Origin of the sequence: Algoriphagus boritolerans DSM 17298 = JCM 18970 (assembly GCF_900108085.1) — a bacterium.
Classification (GTDB): Bacteria; Bacteroidota; Bacteroidia; order Cytophagales; family Cyclobacteriaceae; genus Algoriphagus; species Algoriphagus boritolerans.
In genome coordinates this window covers 16,215-30,316 of the sequence record NZ_FNVR01000013.1, presented here as the reverse complement: position 1 = coordinate 30,316, position 14,102 = coordinate 16,215, and the positions used below count along the sequence as shown (strand labels likewise).

Below are 14,102 nucleotides of genomic sequence, written 5' to 3'. Positions count from 1 at the left end.
AAATCATGAAAAAACTAGGACTTCTATTGATGCTGTTTGCTTTTGCACTCGTATTTCAGGCAAATGCACAAGAATCAGCTTCCGGAGCAGTGATCACATTCAAAGAGAAATCTGTGGATTTTGGTGATATCGTTCAGGGAGCCAAAGTGGAACACACCTTTATCCTCACCAACGAAGGGACCGTTCCCCTGGTAATCTCAAATGTAGCCGCTACTTGCGGATGTACAGTCCCAAGCTGGCCAAAAGAGCCTGTGGCTCCGGGGAAATCTGCTGAGATCAAAGTCTCTTTTAATTCTACCGGAAAAATGGGTAAGCAGAATTCTGTGGTCAGAATCTACTCCAATGCCACTGAGCCGATTGAGAAAGTCTCGTTGATTTCCAACATTCTGCCAAAGACAAATTGATTAGATAAGTTTCAAAATCTTAAGGCCTGTCTTATTTTTGACAGGCTTTTTTATTTGCTTTCAAACAAAACTTCAAATGGAAATATTTCTACAAACCGACACTTGGATTGCCTTGCTTACTTTGACTTTCCTGGAGATTGTTCTTGGGGTGGACAACATCATCTTTATCTCGATTGTCTCCAACAAACTTCCCGTGGCTCAGCAAGCCAAAGCCAGAAATTTGGGATTGATGTTAGCCCTCTTTTTCAGAGTAGCGTTATTGCTGGGGATCTCCTACATCATCAAATTCACCCAACCGCTATTTACTATCCTTGATCATGATTTTAGTGGAAGAGATTTGATTTTGCTGGTTGGAGGTCTATTTCTGCTTTTTAAATCCACTTTGGAAATTCATCATAAAATGGAGGGGGAACCTGAGGAAATCAAGGTCAGTGCCGCAAAAAGCCTTCGCTCGGTGTTGGTACAGATCGTTTTCCTTGATATTATTTTCTCCTTTGATTCCATTCTCACCGCTGTAGGATTGGTGGATGAGGTGATTATCATGATCATTGCTGTGGTTATTTCCCTGGGGGTAATGATGGCTTTTGCAGGCAAAATCAGCGCCTTTATCAATAAGCATCCGACCTTGCAGATTCTGGCTTTGTCCTTTTTGATTCTTATTGGCTTTATGCTGTTGCTTGAAGGATTCCACTTCGAGGTACCTAAAGGGTACATATACTTTGCAGTTTTCTTTTCATTAGCGGTAGAGATGGTCAATTTGAGAATGAAAGGAAAATCCAGCAAACCAGTCAAACTCAAACCAAGAATGACCGAAGAAAAGTAAAAAATGAACCCCGGAATAGATTTCGGGGTTTCTCGTTTCAGTTTAAACTACCTATGGCAAAAGCAACAATGCGTAAAGTCACGATGGGTCAGGTATTTAAGACCATCATCTGGCCCAGAAGAAATCATTTATTTTTAGGACTTTTTCTTATTGTCATCAGCCGACTGGCCAGTCTTGTGCTGCCCGGTGCCAGCAAATACCTCATTGATGATGTGATTCCGAGCAATGATCTGAATATGCTCAAGTGGCTTATCCTTGCCGTAGTAGCGGCGATCATTGTACAGTCCGTTACCTCCTATAGTCTCACCCAAATACTGAGTGTCGAGGCACAGCACTTGATTGCCAAGCTGCGGTCTCAGGTACAGCGGCACATCATCAAATTACCCATTCGGTTTTTTGACAATGCCAAAACCGGAGAACTGGTGTCCCGCATCATGACAGATGTAGAAGGAGTCAGGAATTTGGTCGGAACAGGATTTGCCCAAATGATCGGCGGCGTGCTCACGGCGGTGATTTCGTTATTTCTGTTGATTCGAATCAGTCCGATGATGACCCTCTATGTCTTACTACCGGTGTTGGTTTTTGGCTTGGTTTCACTCAAAGCCTTTGGCAAAATCAGGCCTATTTTCAGAGAGCGGGGAAAAATAAACGCTCAAGTCACGGGTAGACTGACCGAAACCCTGGGAGGAATCCGGGTGATCAAGGGCTTCAATGCAGAAGCGCAAGAGATCAAAACGTTTGAAAAAGGAGTGGAAGAATTGTTTCTAAATGTCAAGGCAAGCTTGACGGCAACCAGTTTCGTGACCTCTGCGGGAGCGCTTTTGCTGGGCCTGGCCTCAGCAGGAATCATGGGGATAGGCGGCTACATGATCATGGAAGGGAAGATGACGTTTGGGGATTTCCTTGCATTTACGCTGTATTTGGGTTTTATGATCGCTCCCATCGTGCAGATGTCCAATATCGGCAGCCAACTGACAGAAGCTTTTGCAGGACTGGATCGAACCGAAGAGATCATGAATACGCCTCTGGAAGCTAACGATCGCATGCGAACGATCAATTTGGATTCCATTATCGGAGATGTGGAGTTTCAGGATGTCTCTTTCGCTTATGAATCCGGAAAGGAAGTGGTCAAATCGATCAGTTTCAAAGCGCCCGCAGGTTCAGTCACTGCCTTGGTGGGTACTTCCGGATCCGGGAAAACCACCATCGCCGGACTGGTGGCAACTTTTCTGAATCCTGACTCAGGGAGAATCCTTCTCGATGGTCTTGATCTTCAAACGATCACGTTGGAGTCCTTCCGGTCCAAGTTGGGGGTGGTGCTTCAGGATGATTTTTTGTTTGAAGGGACAATTCGGGAAAACATACTTTTCCCGAGGCCGGAGGCTTCAGAGGAGGAACTGCTAAAAGCGGTAAAAGCCGCGCATGTTCAGGAATTTTCGGACAGGTTTGAACACGGCCTCGATACCTTGATAGGGGAGCGAGGAGTGAAGCTTTCCGGAGGACAAAGACAGCGAATTGCCATTGCAAGGGCGATTTTGGCAGATCCCAGGATTTTGATTTTGGATGAGGCCACTTCCAATCTGGACACCGAGTCTGAAACATTGATTCAGGCTAGTTTGAAAGAATTGATGAAGGGCAGGACTACCTTTGTCATTGCCCACCGACTGAGTACGATCCGTCAGGCAGATCAGATCTTAGTTATTGAGCAGGGAAAAATCGTAGAAAGGGGAAGGCACGATGATCTTATCTCTTTGCAGGGAAGGTATTATCAGTTGTACACCTATCAGGCAAGGATTTAAAATTTATCAGTAGCATCCGCTATCCGCTATGATGTATGTTGGTGATTTCAAAGCGAAAATTATTTGGATACTCCAAGGACGACGATCCATTGTCCGGAGGCTGTCTAATAAATGATGCTTGCCACATTGAGCGAAGTCGAAATGTCACTGTATTCGATGCAAATGGCCTTCGACTCCGCTACCAATGACAGTTTACTTTAAATTTTGTTTCTATTAATTATTCAAAATTAAATTCTGATTTCATAAAATATGATTTCTTGACATGATTTAGTTGATCTTGGTTCTAAGTTTAGGTTAGGTTAGGTTATTTTTTTTCTTCGTTTTTTTTGGCTTAACCCAAAAGAACCAAAAGGTCAAGATTTGCCAAAGCTCCAACCGCACAAGGCCGAACGCTGGCTCGCTGGCAAATCCTCCCACCGCGTCCTTCCGATCGATGATTTGTTTACGCAGGCTAAATCAAACGTAGTTTTACATTTTTGACTTATATGGTGTGCAAAACCCTGTCATTTCCTTTTTGCATGTTCGCAGGATATTTAAGACTCAGGCTGACACGATCAGGCCTTTTGATACAGCCTCATCGGACCACTGCTGCTTAAAATGTTCCTCTAGCTATACTTTGTTTTGCCACATGCAATTAAGCAGAAATCCATATTCAGATGTGTGTAGGTGTATATCCGCTTTTTTCGTAACTTAAGATGATAATAGAAGGGTTTTAAAAACGCTGGATATTGCTATACTTTGGTCTTAAGTCATCGTTCATCCAACCCTTTAACCAAAAGAAAAAAGTTAGCTGGTATCATTGCGGATAATCATTTCAGATTGTTGGTTTGCGGCAGATCTTGTTGACGTATCGAAACTGAGGGGAACTCATGGGAAGCTTATTATCGGAGTTTCTTATATTTATATTTTATAAACTTATTTTGTTTTATTAAAACGATATCTCTAAATTTTAAAATAACTTTTGATCCATTCATGAATTTAATCATCGCTGGAGCGAATAAGCTGGGAGAATACCTTGCAACTAACTACTCGCAGTTTCGACTTCGGCACACCTTAATTGGTTTTGTAGATGATAACCTCAAGCTGCAGGGGAAGGAATTGGCAGGGTTACCTGTTTTGGGTGCTGTGAATAGTGTGCTTCATTATCAGAAAGTTGCATTAGTCATGGCAATACAAAGCCCAAGTGAAAAAATTGACGTCGTAAGGAGGTTACTCTATCATCCTTCCCTTGACTTTCCCAATTTGTTTTCAAGTGGCGCTTGGGTGTCAAGAGATTGTATTTTTGGAAAAGGGAATCTGATCCTGGAAGGTAGCCTCATCAATTTTGGTACACTGATCGGAAACTTCAATTCCATCAATCAAAACTGCTCCATCGGCCATGAGGCAGTGATCAGCAATTATTGTTATTTGGAGAAGTCGGTGAACTTTGGCGGGTACAGTTTTTTGGAGGATGAAAGCAGAATCGGACAGGAAGTTACGGTCTCCCACGGAGTAAGAATAGGACGGGACTCAGAGATTTGTGCAGGTATTCAGGTCAATGAAGATTTACCTGCGGAATCACGGGTAAAAAAATAATACAGGATCATTTGACCGGAAAGGAGACGAAGAATTCTGATCCCATCCCCAGTTTGCTGGTAAACCAAATCTCGCCGTTTAATTTTTTAGTCAGTTCTTTAACGATGTTCAATCCCAGTCCGGTACCTTTGATGTTTCCGACATTTTTTGCCCTGTAGAACGAGCCAAAGATGTGTTCCCGATCTTCTTTTGGTATTCCCATCCCGTAATCCTTGACCGAGATCTCAAAATACGCTCCACGATAGACCAGATGAACTTCAGGGTCGATTGCACCTTCCGAATATTTCAAGGCATTCAGGATCAGATTTCTTAAGATATGGGTGAGCAGACTGGGATCAGTATGTATCGCTTTATCCGAATCCGGTCCAAAGAATTTGACCGTCCGGAGTTCGAAGTTTTCATGATTTATTGCCTCCACTAGCTCTTTTGCAAAATGCAGGATGTATATTTTTTTACGATGGACCTTACTGTCTGCCTGGACACTCCTTTCCAGAAGTAATACATCACTGGTGATATCCGTGAGCCTGTTGGCTTGGGCAATAATTTTTTTGATGTGGTTTAGGATTTTGTCTTTGGTCCCTTCACCCAAGTCCTTTTGTAAGAGCATTTCGATCAAAAAAGAACTGCTAAGTATGGTGGACAAAGGTGTCCGGAATTCATGAGAAGCCATGGATACAAACCGTGATTTGAGCTGGTTAAGCTCCTTTTCTTTGAAAGCGGTGTCCTTAAATTTCTTCAAAGAAAGTTCCCGGTCGGTGACATCCTTGCCTATGGCGAAGATTGCCTGTAGATTTCCATGCGATGCGAGTACCAGTTTGAATTGAAATTCAATCAGGTATTTCCGCTTATTCACCGAATTGATCAGCGGAATGACCATTTTTTGATTCTGCTTCATCAAGGGAAGTGAAGGGAAATTTTCCAGGACGATGTTGATTTTTTTTCCTAATGAATCTTCAATCCTGATATCGAGCATTCTAGCCAGCGATTGAGAAACATACTCCAAGATCATCTCTGAATTGGTCAGGACCAGGATGTCCTCGGAATGTTCAATGAAAAGTTGGAGTATTTCTTCCTCAGTTAGGCCTGAGGTCTGTTGTGACTGGGCTGACTTCTTGGAGCTGGTATTCAAAGCAAGTGGATATGGTAATGAATCATTTCTAAATAACTAAAAAGAAGTGGATTCAGTACAATTTGCTGTGGAAAATCCAGTGACTTTTAGCTTGAGATTCGAAATTAGGCCTGGAAAAGTGGTCATCAAAATCTAAGCATTACCATACATTTACTTTTTAGTGCAGCTTGATTGCAATTGTAAATCAAGAGTCAGTTGAATGTTAAGGTATTTTTTTAAATTGATTGCATGAAAAAAATTCTGATAGTCGAAGACGAAGAGGAACTTGCCAATAACATCAGCGAGATTCTTTCCAATTTGGATTATAAAGTTGCCGCCATTGTAGACAATGCCAAAAACGCTCTTGAGTTTCTGGAAAGTAACGAAGTGGATCTGGTCCTGATGGACATCTTGATTCACGGGGATCTCGACGGGATCGACTTGGCATACAAAATTCGCGAAAAATACAATTTGCCTTTGGTCTTCAGTACGGCGTATTCAGGTACGGAATATCTTGAGCGTATTTCTTCCGAAATCCATGAAGGGTACCTCTTAAAGCCATTTTCGCTCGATAGCTTGAAAACCGCCATCTTTTTTGGTCTCAAGCGTCATGAGGAGAAATCAGGAAAAGAAAACAGAGCAAAAGGTTCGCTAAAAATCATGGATAAGGGGTATTTGGTGCCGGTTCCCTATTCAGAGATTGTTTACCTCAAAGCGGACGGCTTGTACACCAAGGTGTACACCAAAGCCAAATCGTATTTGGTAAGGGACATTTTGAAAAGTTTCGAAGAAAAACTCCCCGCAGATATTTTTCTTCGGGTTCATAAGTCATTTTTGGTCAATATTAGCTTCATTGCTTCATTTAATGCGAAAAAAGTAAATCTGGGGGAAACAAGCATTCCTATCCGTCGAGGTTTATACAAGGAATTAATGGGAAAACTAAATGTCTGATTGCATTCGAAAAGATGAAGTCCGAAATTCGATGAGCGAAATCAGGATTTGTCCTTTCTTAAATTAATTAATAGTCCAAATTGATTCCTATGAAGCGGTTTAAAGTTTTGATGATTGAGGATAATCCGGGGGATATATTGTTGACTACAGAGGCGCTTAAAGAAAGCAAATTTGTTGTCGACATAGAGGTCGCAACCAATGGCAAAGAAGGGGTAGACTTTTTGTTTCAGAGGGGAAATTTTCAAAATAGTACAAGGCCTGATTTGGTCTTGTTGGACATCAATCTGCCACTTAAGTCCGGTCACGAAGTACTTCAGGAAATCAAGGCTAATCCCTCCACCAGAGAGATTCCTGTGATCATGCTTACCACATCATCCACTCAGGATGACATTCTGACCAGCTACCAGGAGCAGGCGAGTTGTTACATAGTAAAGCCATCAGAATCAGATCAATACCTTGAATTTATTCAGGTTTTTGAGCGATTTTGCAGTACGCTGACCGATTGATTTTTTACTAAATGTTTGATTCAACAAGAAGAAATTTCCTTCGTACGAGCACCTTTTCCATTTTTAGCTTAGTCCTGCCCGATTCGGTTTTTAGGCTCTTTCCGAATCAGGATCAGGTGAAGCTCGGCCTGATCTCAGACTTACACCTGGACATCATTCACGATGGCAAGGCCAGACTTGGCGTGTTTTTGGAAGCCATGCAAAATGAAAAACCCAATGCCTTGATTCAAATGGGTGATTTTGTAATTCCAAAGCCGGAAAATGGGGCAATCATCCAATCGTTCCATGCTGCGCATCCCAGAGTCTTTCATGTGTTGGGCAATCACGACATGGATGAGGGATATTCCAAAGATTCTGTGGCGAAAGCACTTGGAATGCCCGCCTTTTATTATTCTTCAGATCTCGATACGATCAAATTAATCGTTTTGGATGGGAATGATCCGGGAGGACCCACCAAACAGGGTATCTATGATTCGTTCATCGGTCCCAGGCAGCAATCCTGGTTGATTAATGAGCTTGAAATGGCTGAAAAACCGGTTTTGATTGTATCCCATCAGCCGATTGCCGGTATTTATCCCATTGTCAATTCCGAAGAGATTCAGTCCATCTTAAGCCGCTTTTCTTCCAAAATACTCCTGGCAATCAATGGACATGCACACGTGGATCAGCATATCGAAGTGGGAGGAGTGAATTATGTCCACATCAACTCCGCCTCTTACTATTGGGTGGGAGAAAAACTGGAACACGAAAGTCTATCCCCCGAGATCCATGAAAATCACCCCTCGCTAAAATTCACTTGTCCCTATTTGGACCCGCTCTTTGCTCTGCTAACCGTGGATCCCAAATCCAGGAAAATTTCAATCCACGGAAGAAAAACCGAGTGGATTGGACCTTCTCCACTTGAATTAGGATATGCTATTCTGAGTGAAAGCGAGCAGAAGATTTACCTTCAGCCGCAAATCAGCAAGCGAAAAATCTAATTTTCAGGAGGACTCTTTTACGGAAAGTTCTGATTGGGAATCCTTTCCTTTGGTGCTCAAAGTCAACAAAACGATCGTCAGCAGGATAAAAAAAGTCCCCAACCAGTCCATCGGCCCAAAGTAGATGCCCAGCCAAACTACCGCTACGCCGGCCGCTGCCAGGGGTTCGACGCTGCAGAGCAGACTTGCTGTCGTCGCGCCAATGATGGTCACAGACTTGAGAAAAAAGTAAAATGCCAACACACTTCCAAAAAGAATGATGTAGGCAAAAGCAAGTCCTGCTTCCAGATCCCAAATCCCCTGCATCTCCCAAGGGGCTGTAAATGGGCTAAAGGCAATCCCACCCAGCAACATTCCCCAACCTGTAATTGTCGACGGAGAATAGGTTCGGAGCAGTCCCACTGGCTGAATGGTGTAAAATGCCAAAGCCAGCGCGGACAAAAATCCCCAAAATAGGGCGGCTTCGGATATAACCAAGGTGTCAAATGACCCGTGAGTCACGAGTAGGAATGTGCCCACCAGAGCCAGGGCCAAGGATGCGTATTCCGCGAGAATCGGCCATCTTCTGTGCTTGATGGCATAAAATCCCACTACAAGCAAAGGACCGATATACTGCAAAACCGTGGCTGTGGCGGCATTAGAGAGCGAAATGCTGTAGAAATAAGTAAACTGGACAGCCACCATTCCCAATATACTGAACAGGAGGAGTTTGACTACGTCCAAGGGTTTTTTCCAGATTCGGAAGGTGTCTGAATTTTTTTCGCTCATGGAAAAAAGCACCAAAATCAGTCCCGCAAGCAACATTCTCCAACATACCAACCAGCCGGGGTCCAGTCCTTTCTGTTCAAAAAGATATTGTGCGCAAGTCCCGGAAATCCCCCAAAAAACAGCAGAACCAATGGCCATGATCAGGCCCGGGACTTTTTGGTATTTGGTAGGTATGGACATGAAAGGTTGGAGGCTCAATCGTTTTGCGAAGATATTGTCAATTTTCAGATTTCAATTTTGGTTTTTGTGTGGATTCAACTTTTCTTGACTGGCTCAAGCGAATTCAATCTTCAGGATAATGGAAATAAACATCAGAAAGGCAGTGGATTCTGATTCGGAATCGCTTTGGGAAATCATCGAACCGATCATCCGGGAGGGAAAGACCTATGTATTTTCACCCGATTCTTCCAAAGAAAAAATAATGACGTTTTGGTTGGCTGCGGAAAAAGCTACTTATGTGGCAGAATCGAAAGGGGAAATTGTAGGCACCTTTTTCCTGAAAGCAAACCAACCGGATCGGGGTTCTCATGTAGTCAATGCAGGCTATATGGTTTCTCCAAATGCAAGAGGGAAGGGAATAGGCCAGAAGATGGCGGAATATTCTTTTGAGGAAGCCAAACGATTGGGATTTAAGGCTATGCAATTCAATTTTGTGGTCAAAAGTAACTCAGCAGCCATCAGTCTTTGGTCCAAACTCGGATTTGAAATCGTGGGCGAAGTGCCGGAAGCGTTTATCCATCCCGAGTTGGGCCTGATCAATGTTTTGGTCATGTATCGGAAGCTTTGAATGGAGAAGCAAGATTTTAAATATTGGAAACAAGAGCTGATAAGCAAGGTTTAAATTGGTTGTCATTACAAAAAAAACTTTCATTTTGATCATTGAAAATTGAATTTGGTCATAGAAAATTATGTGTGTTCGGATAGCTGCACGTAGCCAAATAAAGAATGGCTAGATCACTAGTTTAACATTACTGTTGACAGTGGACCGTCGTCTGTGGACGTGTATCCGCCCGGTTTAAACCAAAATTCTTTCAACGTGCATCTTTGCGGATACACATATTGAAAATTGAGTTTGATCATTGATCCTTGAGTTTGATAATTGATCATTATGTATATCCGCTTTCTTACCAGTAACCCTATTAACTATCGTTTGAAGTTCCTTAGAACATGCTGTGGACCGTCGACCGTCGTCTGTGGACGATTAGCCGCAACTTCTAAAGCATAATTCTTAATTACTGGCAGGATTGCGGATAATCAGATTGATCATGGAGTTTGATAATTGATCCTTTGATTTGCTGCTCTAAGGTTTCAGCGTTATTTTCAACCCTAAATTACCTCAAATATATTTTATGCTCTCAAACCAAAAAACGATTGGGCTGGGGATGGCCTTGATCTTTTCGGCCGTTTCTGTCCAGGCGCAAACCAAACTCCAACTTTCCGCTTTCGAAAATCCGGGCGGAAGTTGGTCGGAAGTCGCCAAGGTCTGGGCTGATCCCATGCAGTCCGACCCGGTTCTTTTCTCCGAAGGAAAAGGTACCCTTATTCTCAACGCTCCGACCAAGAAGAAACCCGGAACAGATATCATTACCACGGAAAAGTTCGGAGACGCGGAAATCACCCTCGTCTACATGATGGCTCCGGGATCCAATTCCGGTCTTTACCTTCAGGGACAATATGAAATTCAACTGCTGGACAGCTGGGCTAAAACTGAAGTCAAAGCCGGTGATAACGGTGGTATCTACGAGCGCTGGGACGAAAGCAAGCCTGATGGACAAAAAGGCTATCAAGGCTATGCTCCCCGTCAAAATGCCAGCAAAGCTCCGGGAGTTTGGCAAACGTTGAAAATCCAATTTAAGGCACCCCGATTCAATGCTACCGGTGAAAAAATCGAAAATGCCCGGATTGTATCCGTAATCCTGAATGGCGTGACGATCCATGAAGATGTGGAGCTTTTTGGTCCTACACGCGGGGCATTGGCAGGTGGAGAAGTGGCCGAGGGCCCGATTCGGATTCAGGGAGATCACGGGCCGATTGCGATCCGATCCCTGGAGGTGAAGCCTTTTGATACTCCCGCACCTGAATTCAACAACATTTCCTATCAGGTCTTTCCGGGTTCGTTTACCGAATTGCCGGCTGAAAACAACCTGAAAGCCTCCTCTGTGGGTAAAATCACCTCATTTGATGAGTTTGTTGCCGGATTGACGAGCTCTTCTCTGAGCAAATTTGAAGGAACGATCGCTGTGAAAAAAGCAGGAAACTATACTTTCAGAATGTCCGTGCCGAGCAATGGGTTGGGCCTCCTACAAATTGGAAATGCCACCGAAGCGCTTCAGCTCAGGCAGGGCATGATCGTCGCTGAAAAATCCCTTCCGGCGGGCGAAGTTCCATTTGTGATTTGGGTTTCCAAACCCACCGACTGGACGGCTCAGGGATTTTATTTGGCTGCTGAATCAGAAGCCATGTGGCCAAAGACCTATACTTCGCCGGCCGGCATGGAAGTGTGGGCTACGGATCCGATTCTGGTAGATACCCGTGAAACACCGGTACTGCGGTCCTTCATCGAGTTACCTGACCGTTCCAAAATTTCGCATGGAATTTCTGTTTCGTCCCAGTCCGGTACGCATTTTTCCTATGATTTGAATTCCAATCAACTGCTTCGGGTTTGGAGAGGGGGGTTTTTGGATGCGACACCGATGTGGAATAACCGCGGAAACGGGGTTTCCAGGCCCCTAGGCGCTGTTACCGAATTGAGTCTAGGAACCGCCTTGCTTTTAAATGCAGATAGAAGTGCCATGTCAGCAGAATGGCAGGCAAAAGGCTATCAGATTTTAGGCGATGGAGCGGTGAAGTTTTCTTCCCAATCTGTAGACGGACAGAGCCTGACTGATCAAATCCAAGTCCTCGCAGATGGGAAAGGCATAGCCCGCAAGATTGAGCTTTCGGGAAATTCCACTCCGATGAAAATTCGGGTGGCTCCGGGAAAAGTGCTGACTGCCATTGCTGATGACCTGTATTGGATTGAGGATTCCGGGCTTTACCTAAAGGTGGAACGTGCGGATCAAAAGCCGGAAGTGGGTAAAGATGGTATTTTTCTGCCTGTCACGACGAGTTTGAGTTACAACCTGCTGTTTTAAATCTGAAGAAAAGAAAAGCTATGTTTCGATTGAATTTTAACTTAAAATCATTGGCCCTGAGTGCAGTTGCGCTGGGGATGAGTCTTTCGTTGATTGCGCAGGAGTCACCCAAAGAAGAGGACTTTTTCAAAATCCTTAAAGTACCCGCTCCCGAAGGCACCCTTCTCGAGGTGGGCGGATTGACCATGCTTCCCAATGGAAACCTCGGCGTAGCCACCCGGCGGGGAGATGTGTTTATCGTGGAAAATCCCACCGCTCAGCGACCCTATTTCCGGAAGTTTGCTTCCGGTCTGCATGAAATCCTCGGATTGGCCCATCATGAAGGTTCGCTCTACATGGTGCAGCGGGGGGAACTGACCAAATTGACCGATTTGAATTCAGATGGCAAGGCAGACTGGTACGAAACCATCGCGAGTTGGCCACTTTCGGCCCACTACCATGAGTATAGCTTCGGTCCTAAAATCACTCCTGACGGAGCATTTATTGTCACTACCAATGTGGCCTTTGGCGATCAGGAATGGTGGAGAGGAGAGAGTAGGGTTCCCTACAGAGGTTGGACCCTGAAGATTTATCCTGATGGAAAAATAGAACCCTACGCCACCGGTATGCGATCCCCTGCCGGCCCGGGAATCTTGAACGGGGAGGTGTTTTACACCGAAAATCAAGGGGATTACATGGGCTCGGGTGGATTGTGGCATTTGGAAAAAGGTGATTTCTCCGGACATCCGGCAGGACTGCGTTGGTCAGAATTGGAAAATTCTCCGATAAAAATGACCACAGCCCAGTTTGATGCAGTCGTGGATCCAATGAAAAAAAAGGATGCCAACGGCCGGTTTATCAAGCCTGAAAATGAGGTCAATGGGTCATTTATCACGTTGGCAGAAGCCAAGAAATCCTTGCCCGCGATTAAGCTTCCCGCAGTTTGGTTACCTCACGGTATTCATGGCATTTCCAATTCCGAGCCGATTGTGATACCTGAGAATTACTGGGGGCCTTTTGGAGGACAGATTCTGGTGGGAGATCAGGGGCAAAGTAAGATCATGCGGATCATGCTGGAGCAGGTAAACGGCGTCTATCAGGGGGCTTCGATTGATTTTAGAAGCGGCTTCCAATCGGGAGTCCTGAGAATGGTTTTCGCAGAAGATCAATCCCTCTTTGTGGGAGAAACCAACCGGGGCTGGGGTTCTGCAGGGGATGCCAATGAAGGCTTGCAGCGCCTGGTTTGGAACAGAGAGGCTCCTTTTGAAATGCGTACGGTGAAGGCAAAGCCGGATGGTTTTGAGATTGAATTTACCAAGCCGGTGGACAAGAAGTCGGCGGAGGATCTGACTTCTTACCTGATTTCCAGTTTCACTTACAAGTACTTCCCGGTATACGGAAGTCCTCCGGTGAAATCCATGGAGCATGAGATTTTGGGAGTGGAAGTTTCCGAAGACGGTAGAAAAGTCAGAATTGCCATCGATGATCCCCAGCAATATCATATTCACAGAATCAGCCTTCCGGGAATTAGGGAAGCGGTGAACTCGCATGAGTTGGTGCACATGGATGCCTACTATACCCTGAATGAGATTCCTTCAGGGGACAAAATGGTGATCAAGCCTAGGCCGGTAGTGGCAACAGCTCCGGTGCCTAAATCGGTTTCAGCCCCTAAAGCAGCAGCTACTCCAGCCAAACCTGCTGCACCTGCAATCCCTACAGAAACTGAAATAAAGACTTTGCTGGCCAAAAACACCTGCACCGCCTGTCATCAGAAAGACAAAAAGCAGGTAGGCCCAGCTTATACCGAGGTGGCAAAGCGGAACTATACTCCTGAGAAAATCGTGGAGTTGATCTACAATCCCAAGCCGGAAAACTGGCCGGATTATGCGACACCGATGCCACCGATGCCTCAGGTGCCAAGAGAAGAAGCGCTGAAAATTGCGCGATGGATTAATTCATTGAAGTAAAAAAGTGAAACCGGAGTGAATAGCTCCGGTTTTTTTGTGGGTAGAGGGGAGCTTTTCCGACAACAAACGACAACAAACGACAACAAACGACAACAAACGACTACAAAC

General features: G+C 44.7%; 12 protein-coding genes. 10 read left to right on the top strand and 2 right to left on the bottom strand.

Annotation, left to right across the window (positions count from 1 at the left end; genetic code table 11):
* Positions 1–5 precede the first annotated feature (5 nt).
* From C4S61_RS12360 to C4S61_RS12345, 4 genes are all read left to right on the top strand, one after another.
* Positions 6–404 (top strand): DUF1573 domain-containing protein, encoded by a 399-nt coding sequence (locus tag C4S61_RS12360; protein WP_103925116.1) that lies wholly within the window; start codon positions 6–8, stop codon positions 402–404.
* Between the two features lie 76 nt (positions 405–480).
* The gene (locus C4S61_RS12355) at positions 481–1,227 is read left to right on the top strand and encodes a TerC family protein (protein ID WP_103925178.1); all 747 of its coding nucleotides are present in this window, start codon (positions 481–483) and stop codon (positions 1,225–1,227) included.
* A gap of 53 nt (positions 1,228–1,280) precedes the next feature.
* Positions 1,281–3,026, top strand: a complete 1,746-nt coding sequence (locus C4S61_RS12350) for an ABC transporter ATP-binding protein (protein ID WP_103925115.1) — start codon at positions 1,281–1,283, stop codon at positions 3,024–3,026.
* Positions 3,027–3,998: 972 nt separating this feature from the next.
* Complete coding sequence (locus tag C4S61_RS12345; protein ID WP_103925114.1) at positions 3,999–4,601, top strand: LbetaH domain-containing protein; 603 nt, start codon at positions 3,999–4,001, stop codon at positions 4,599–4,601.
* A 7-nt stretch (positions 4,602–4,608) separates the two neighbouring features.
* Here the strand turns inward: C4S61_RS12345 and C4S61_RS12340 are convergent, their stop codons facing one another.
* The gene (locus C4S61_RS12340; RefSeq protein ID WP_103925113.1) at positions 4,609–5,730 is read right to left on the bottom strand and encodes a sensor histidine kinase; all 1,122 of its coding nucleotides are present in this window, start codon (positions 5,728–5,730) and stop codon (positions 4,609–4,611) included.
* A gap of 228 nt (positions 5,731–5,958) precedes the next feature.
* Here C4S61_RS12340 and C4S61_RS12335 point away from each other — a divergent pair, with 228 nt between their 5' ends.
* The 3 genes from C4S61_RS12335 to C4S61_RS12325 all read left to right on the top strand — a co-directional run bounded on the left by C4S61_RS12335 (position 5,959) and on the right by C4S61_RS12325 (position 8,146).
* On the top strand, positions 5,959–6,660 hold the full coding sequence (locus tag C4S61_RS12335) for a LytR/AlgR family response regulator transcription factor (RefSeq protein WP_103925112.1): 702 nt from the start codon (positions 5,959–5,961) through the stop codon (positions 6,658–6,660).
* Positions 6,661–6,749: 89 nt separating this feature from the next.
* Positions 6,750–7,166, top strand: coding sequence for a response regulator (locus C4S61_RS12330; protein ID WP_103925111.1), 417 nt, complete (start codon positions 6,750–6,752; stop codon positions 7,164–7,166).
* Between the two features lie 11 nt (positions 7,167–7,177).
* Positions 7,178–8,146 carry a metallophosphoesterase family protein gene (locus C4S61_RS12325; protein ID WP_103925110.1) on the top strand — a complete coding sequence of 323 codons (969 nt, stop codon included), beginning with the start codon at positions 7,178–7,180 and terminating at the stop codon, positions 8,144–8,146.
* A gap of 3 nt (positions 8,147–8,149) precedes the next feature.
* On the opposite strand, the gene C4S61_RS12320 is transcribed toward C4S61_RS12325, so the two are convergent.
* Complete coding sequence (locus C4S61_RS12320; protein ID WP_200820579.1) at positions 8,150–9,094, bottom strand: EamA family transporter; 945 nt, start codon at positions 9,092–9,094, stop codon at positions 8,150–8,152.
* A 118-nt stretch (positions 9,095–9,212) separates the two neighbouring features.
* Between C4S61_RS12320 and C4S61_RS12315 the strand changes: the two genes are divergently transcribed.
* The 3 genes from C4S61_RS12315 (at position 9,213) to C4S61_RS12305 (ending at position 13,994) form a co-directional block, all read left to right on the top strand.
* Positions 9,213–9,701, top strand: coding sequence for a GNAT family N-acetyltransferase (locus C4S61_RS12315; protein ID WP_103925109.1), 489 nt, complete (start codon positions 9,213–9,215; stop codon positions 9,699–9,701).
* 562 nt (positions 9,702–10,263) lie between these two features.
* Positions 10,264–12,048, top strand: coding sequence for a 3-keto-disaccharide hydrolase (locus C4S61_RS12310; RefSeq protein WP_103925108.1), 1,785 nt, complete (start codon positions 10,264–10,266; stop codon positions 12,046–12,048).
* A 20-nt stretch (positions 12,049–12,068) separates the two neighbouring features.
* A complete protein-coding gene (locus tag C4S61_RS12305; RefSeq protein WP_146064389.1) occupies positions 12,069–13,994 on the top strand; it encodes a c-type cytochrome in 1,926 nt (641 codons plus the stop codon).
* Positions 13,995–14,102 lie beyond the last annotated feature (108 nt).

Bases quoted from the DNA above. Each gene is read 5' to 3' on its own strand.
- C4S61_RS12330 (WP_103925111.1), top strand. From the start codon at position 6,750: ATGAAGCGGTTTAAAGTTTTGATGATTGAGGATAATCCGGGGGATATA.
- C4S61_RS12325 (WP_103925110.1), top strand. From the start codon at position 7,178: ATGTTTGATTCAACAAGAAGAAATTTCCTTCGTACGAGCACCTTTTCC.
- C4S61_RS12345 (WP_103925114.1), top strand. From the start codon at position 3,999: ATGAATTTAATCATCGCTGGAGCGAATAAGCTGGGAGAATACCTTGCA.
- C4S61_RS12305 (WP_146064389.1), top strand. From the start codon at position 12,069: ATGTTTCGATTGAATTTTAACTTAAAATCATTGGCCCTGAGTGCAGTT.
- C4S61_RS12360 (WP_103925116.1), top strand. From the start codon at position 6: ATGAAAAAACTAGGACTTCTATTGATGCTGTTTGCTTTTGCACTCGTA.
- C4S61_RS12320 (WP_200820579.1), bottom strand. From the start codon at position 9,094: ATGTCCATACCTACCAAATACCAAAAAGTCCCGGGCCTGATCATGGCC.
- C4S61_RS12335 (WP_103925112.1), top strand. From the start codon at position 5,959: ATGAAAAAAATTCTGATAGTCGAAGACGAAGAGGAACTTGCCAATAAC.
- C4S61_RS12310 (WP_103925108.1), top strand. From the start codon at position 10,264: ATGCTCTCAAACCAAAAAACGATTGGGCTGGGGATGGCCTTGATCTTT.
- C4S61_RS12315 (WP_103925109.1), top strand. From the start codon at position 9,213: ATGGAAATAAACATCAGAAAGGCAGTGGATTCTGATTCGGAATCGCTT.
- C4S61_RS12350 (WP_103925115.1), top strand. From the start codon at position 1,281: ATGGCAAAAGCAACAATGCGTAAAGTCACGATGGGTCAGGTATTTAAG.
- C4S61_RS12355 (WP_103925178.1), top strand. From the start codon at position 481: ATGGAAATATTTCTACAAACCGACACTTGGATTGCCTTGCTTACTTTG.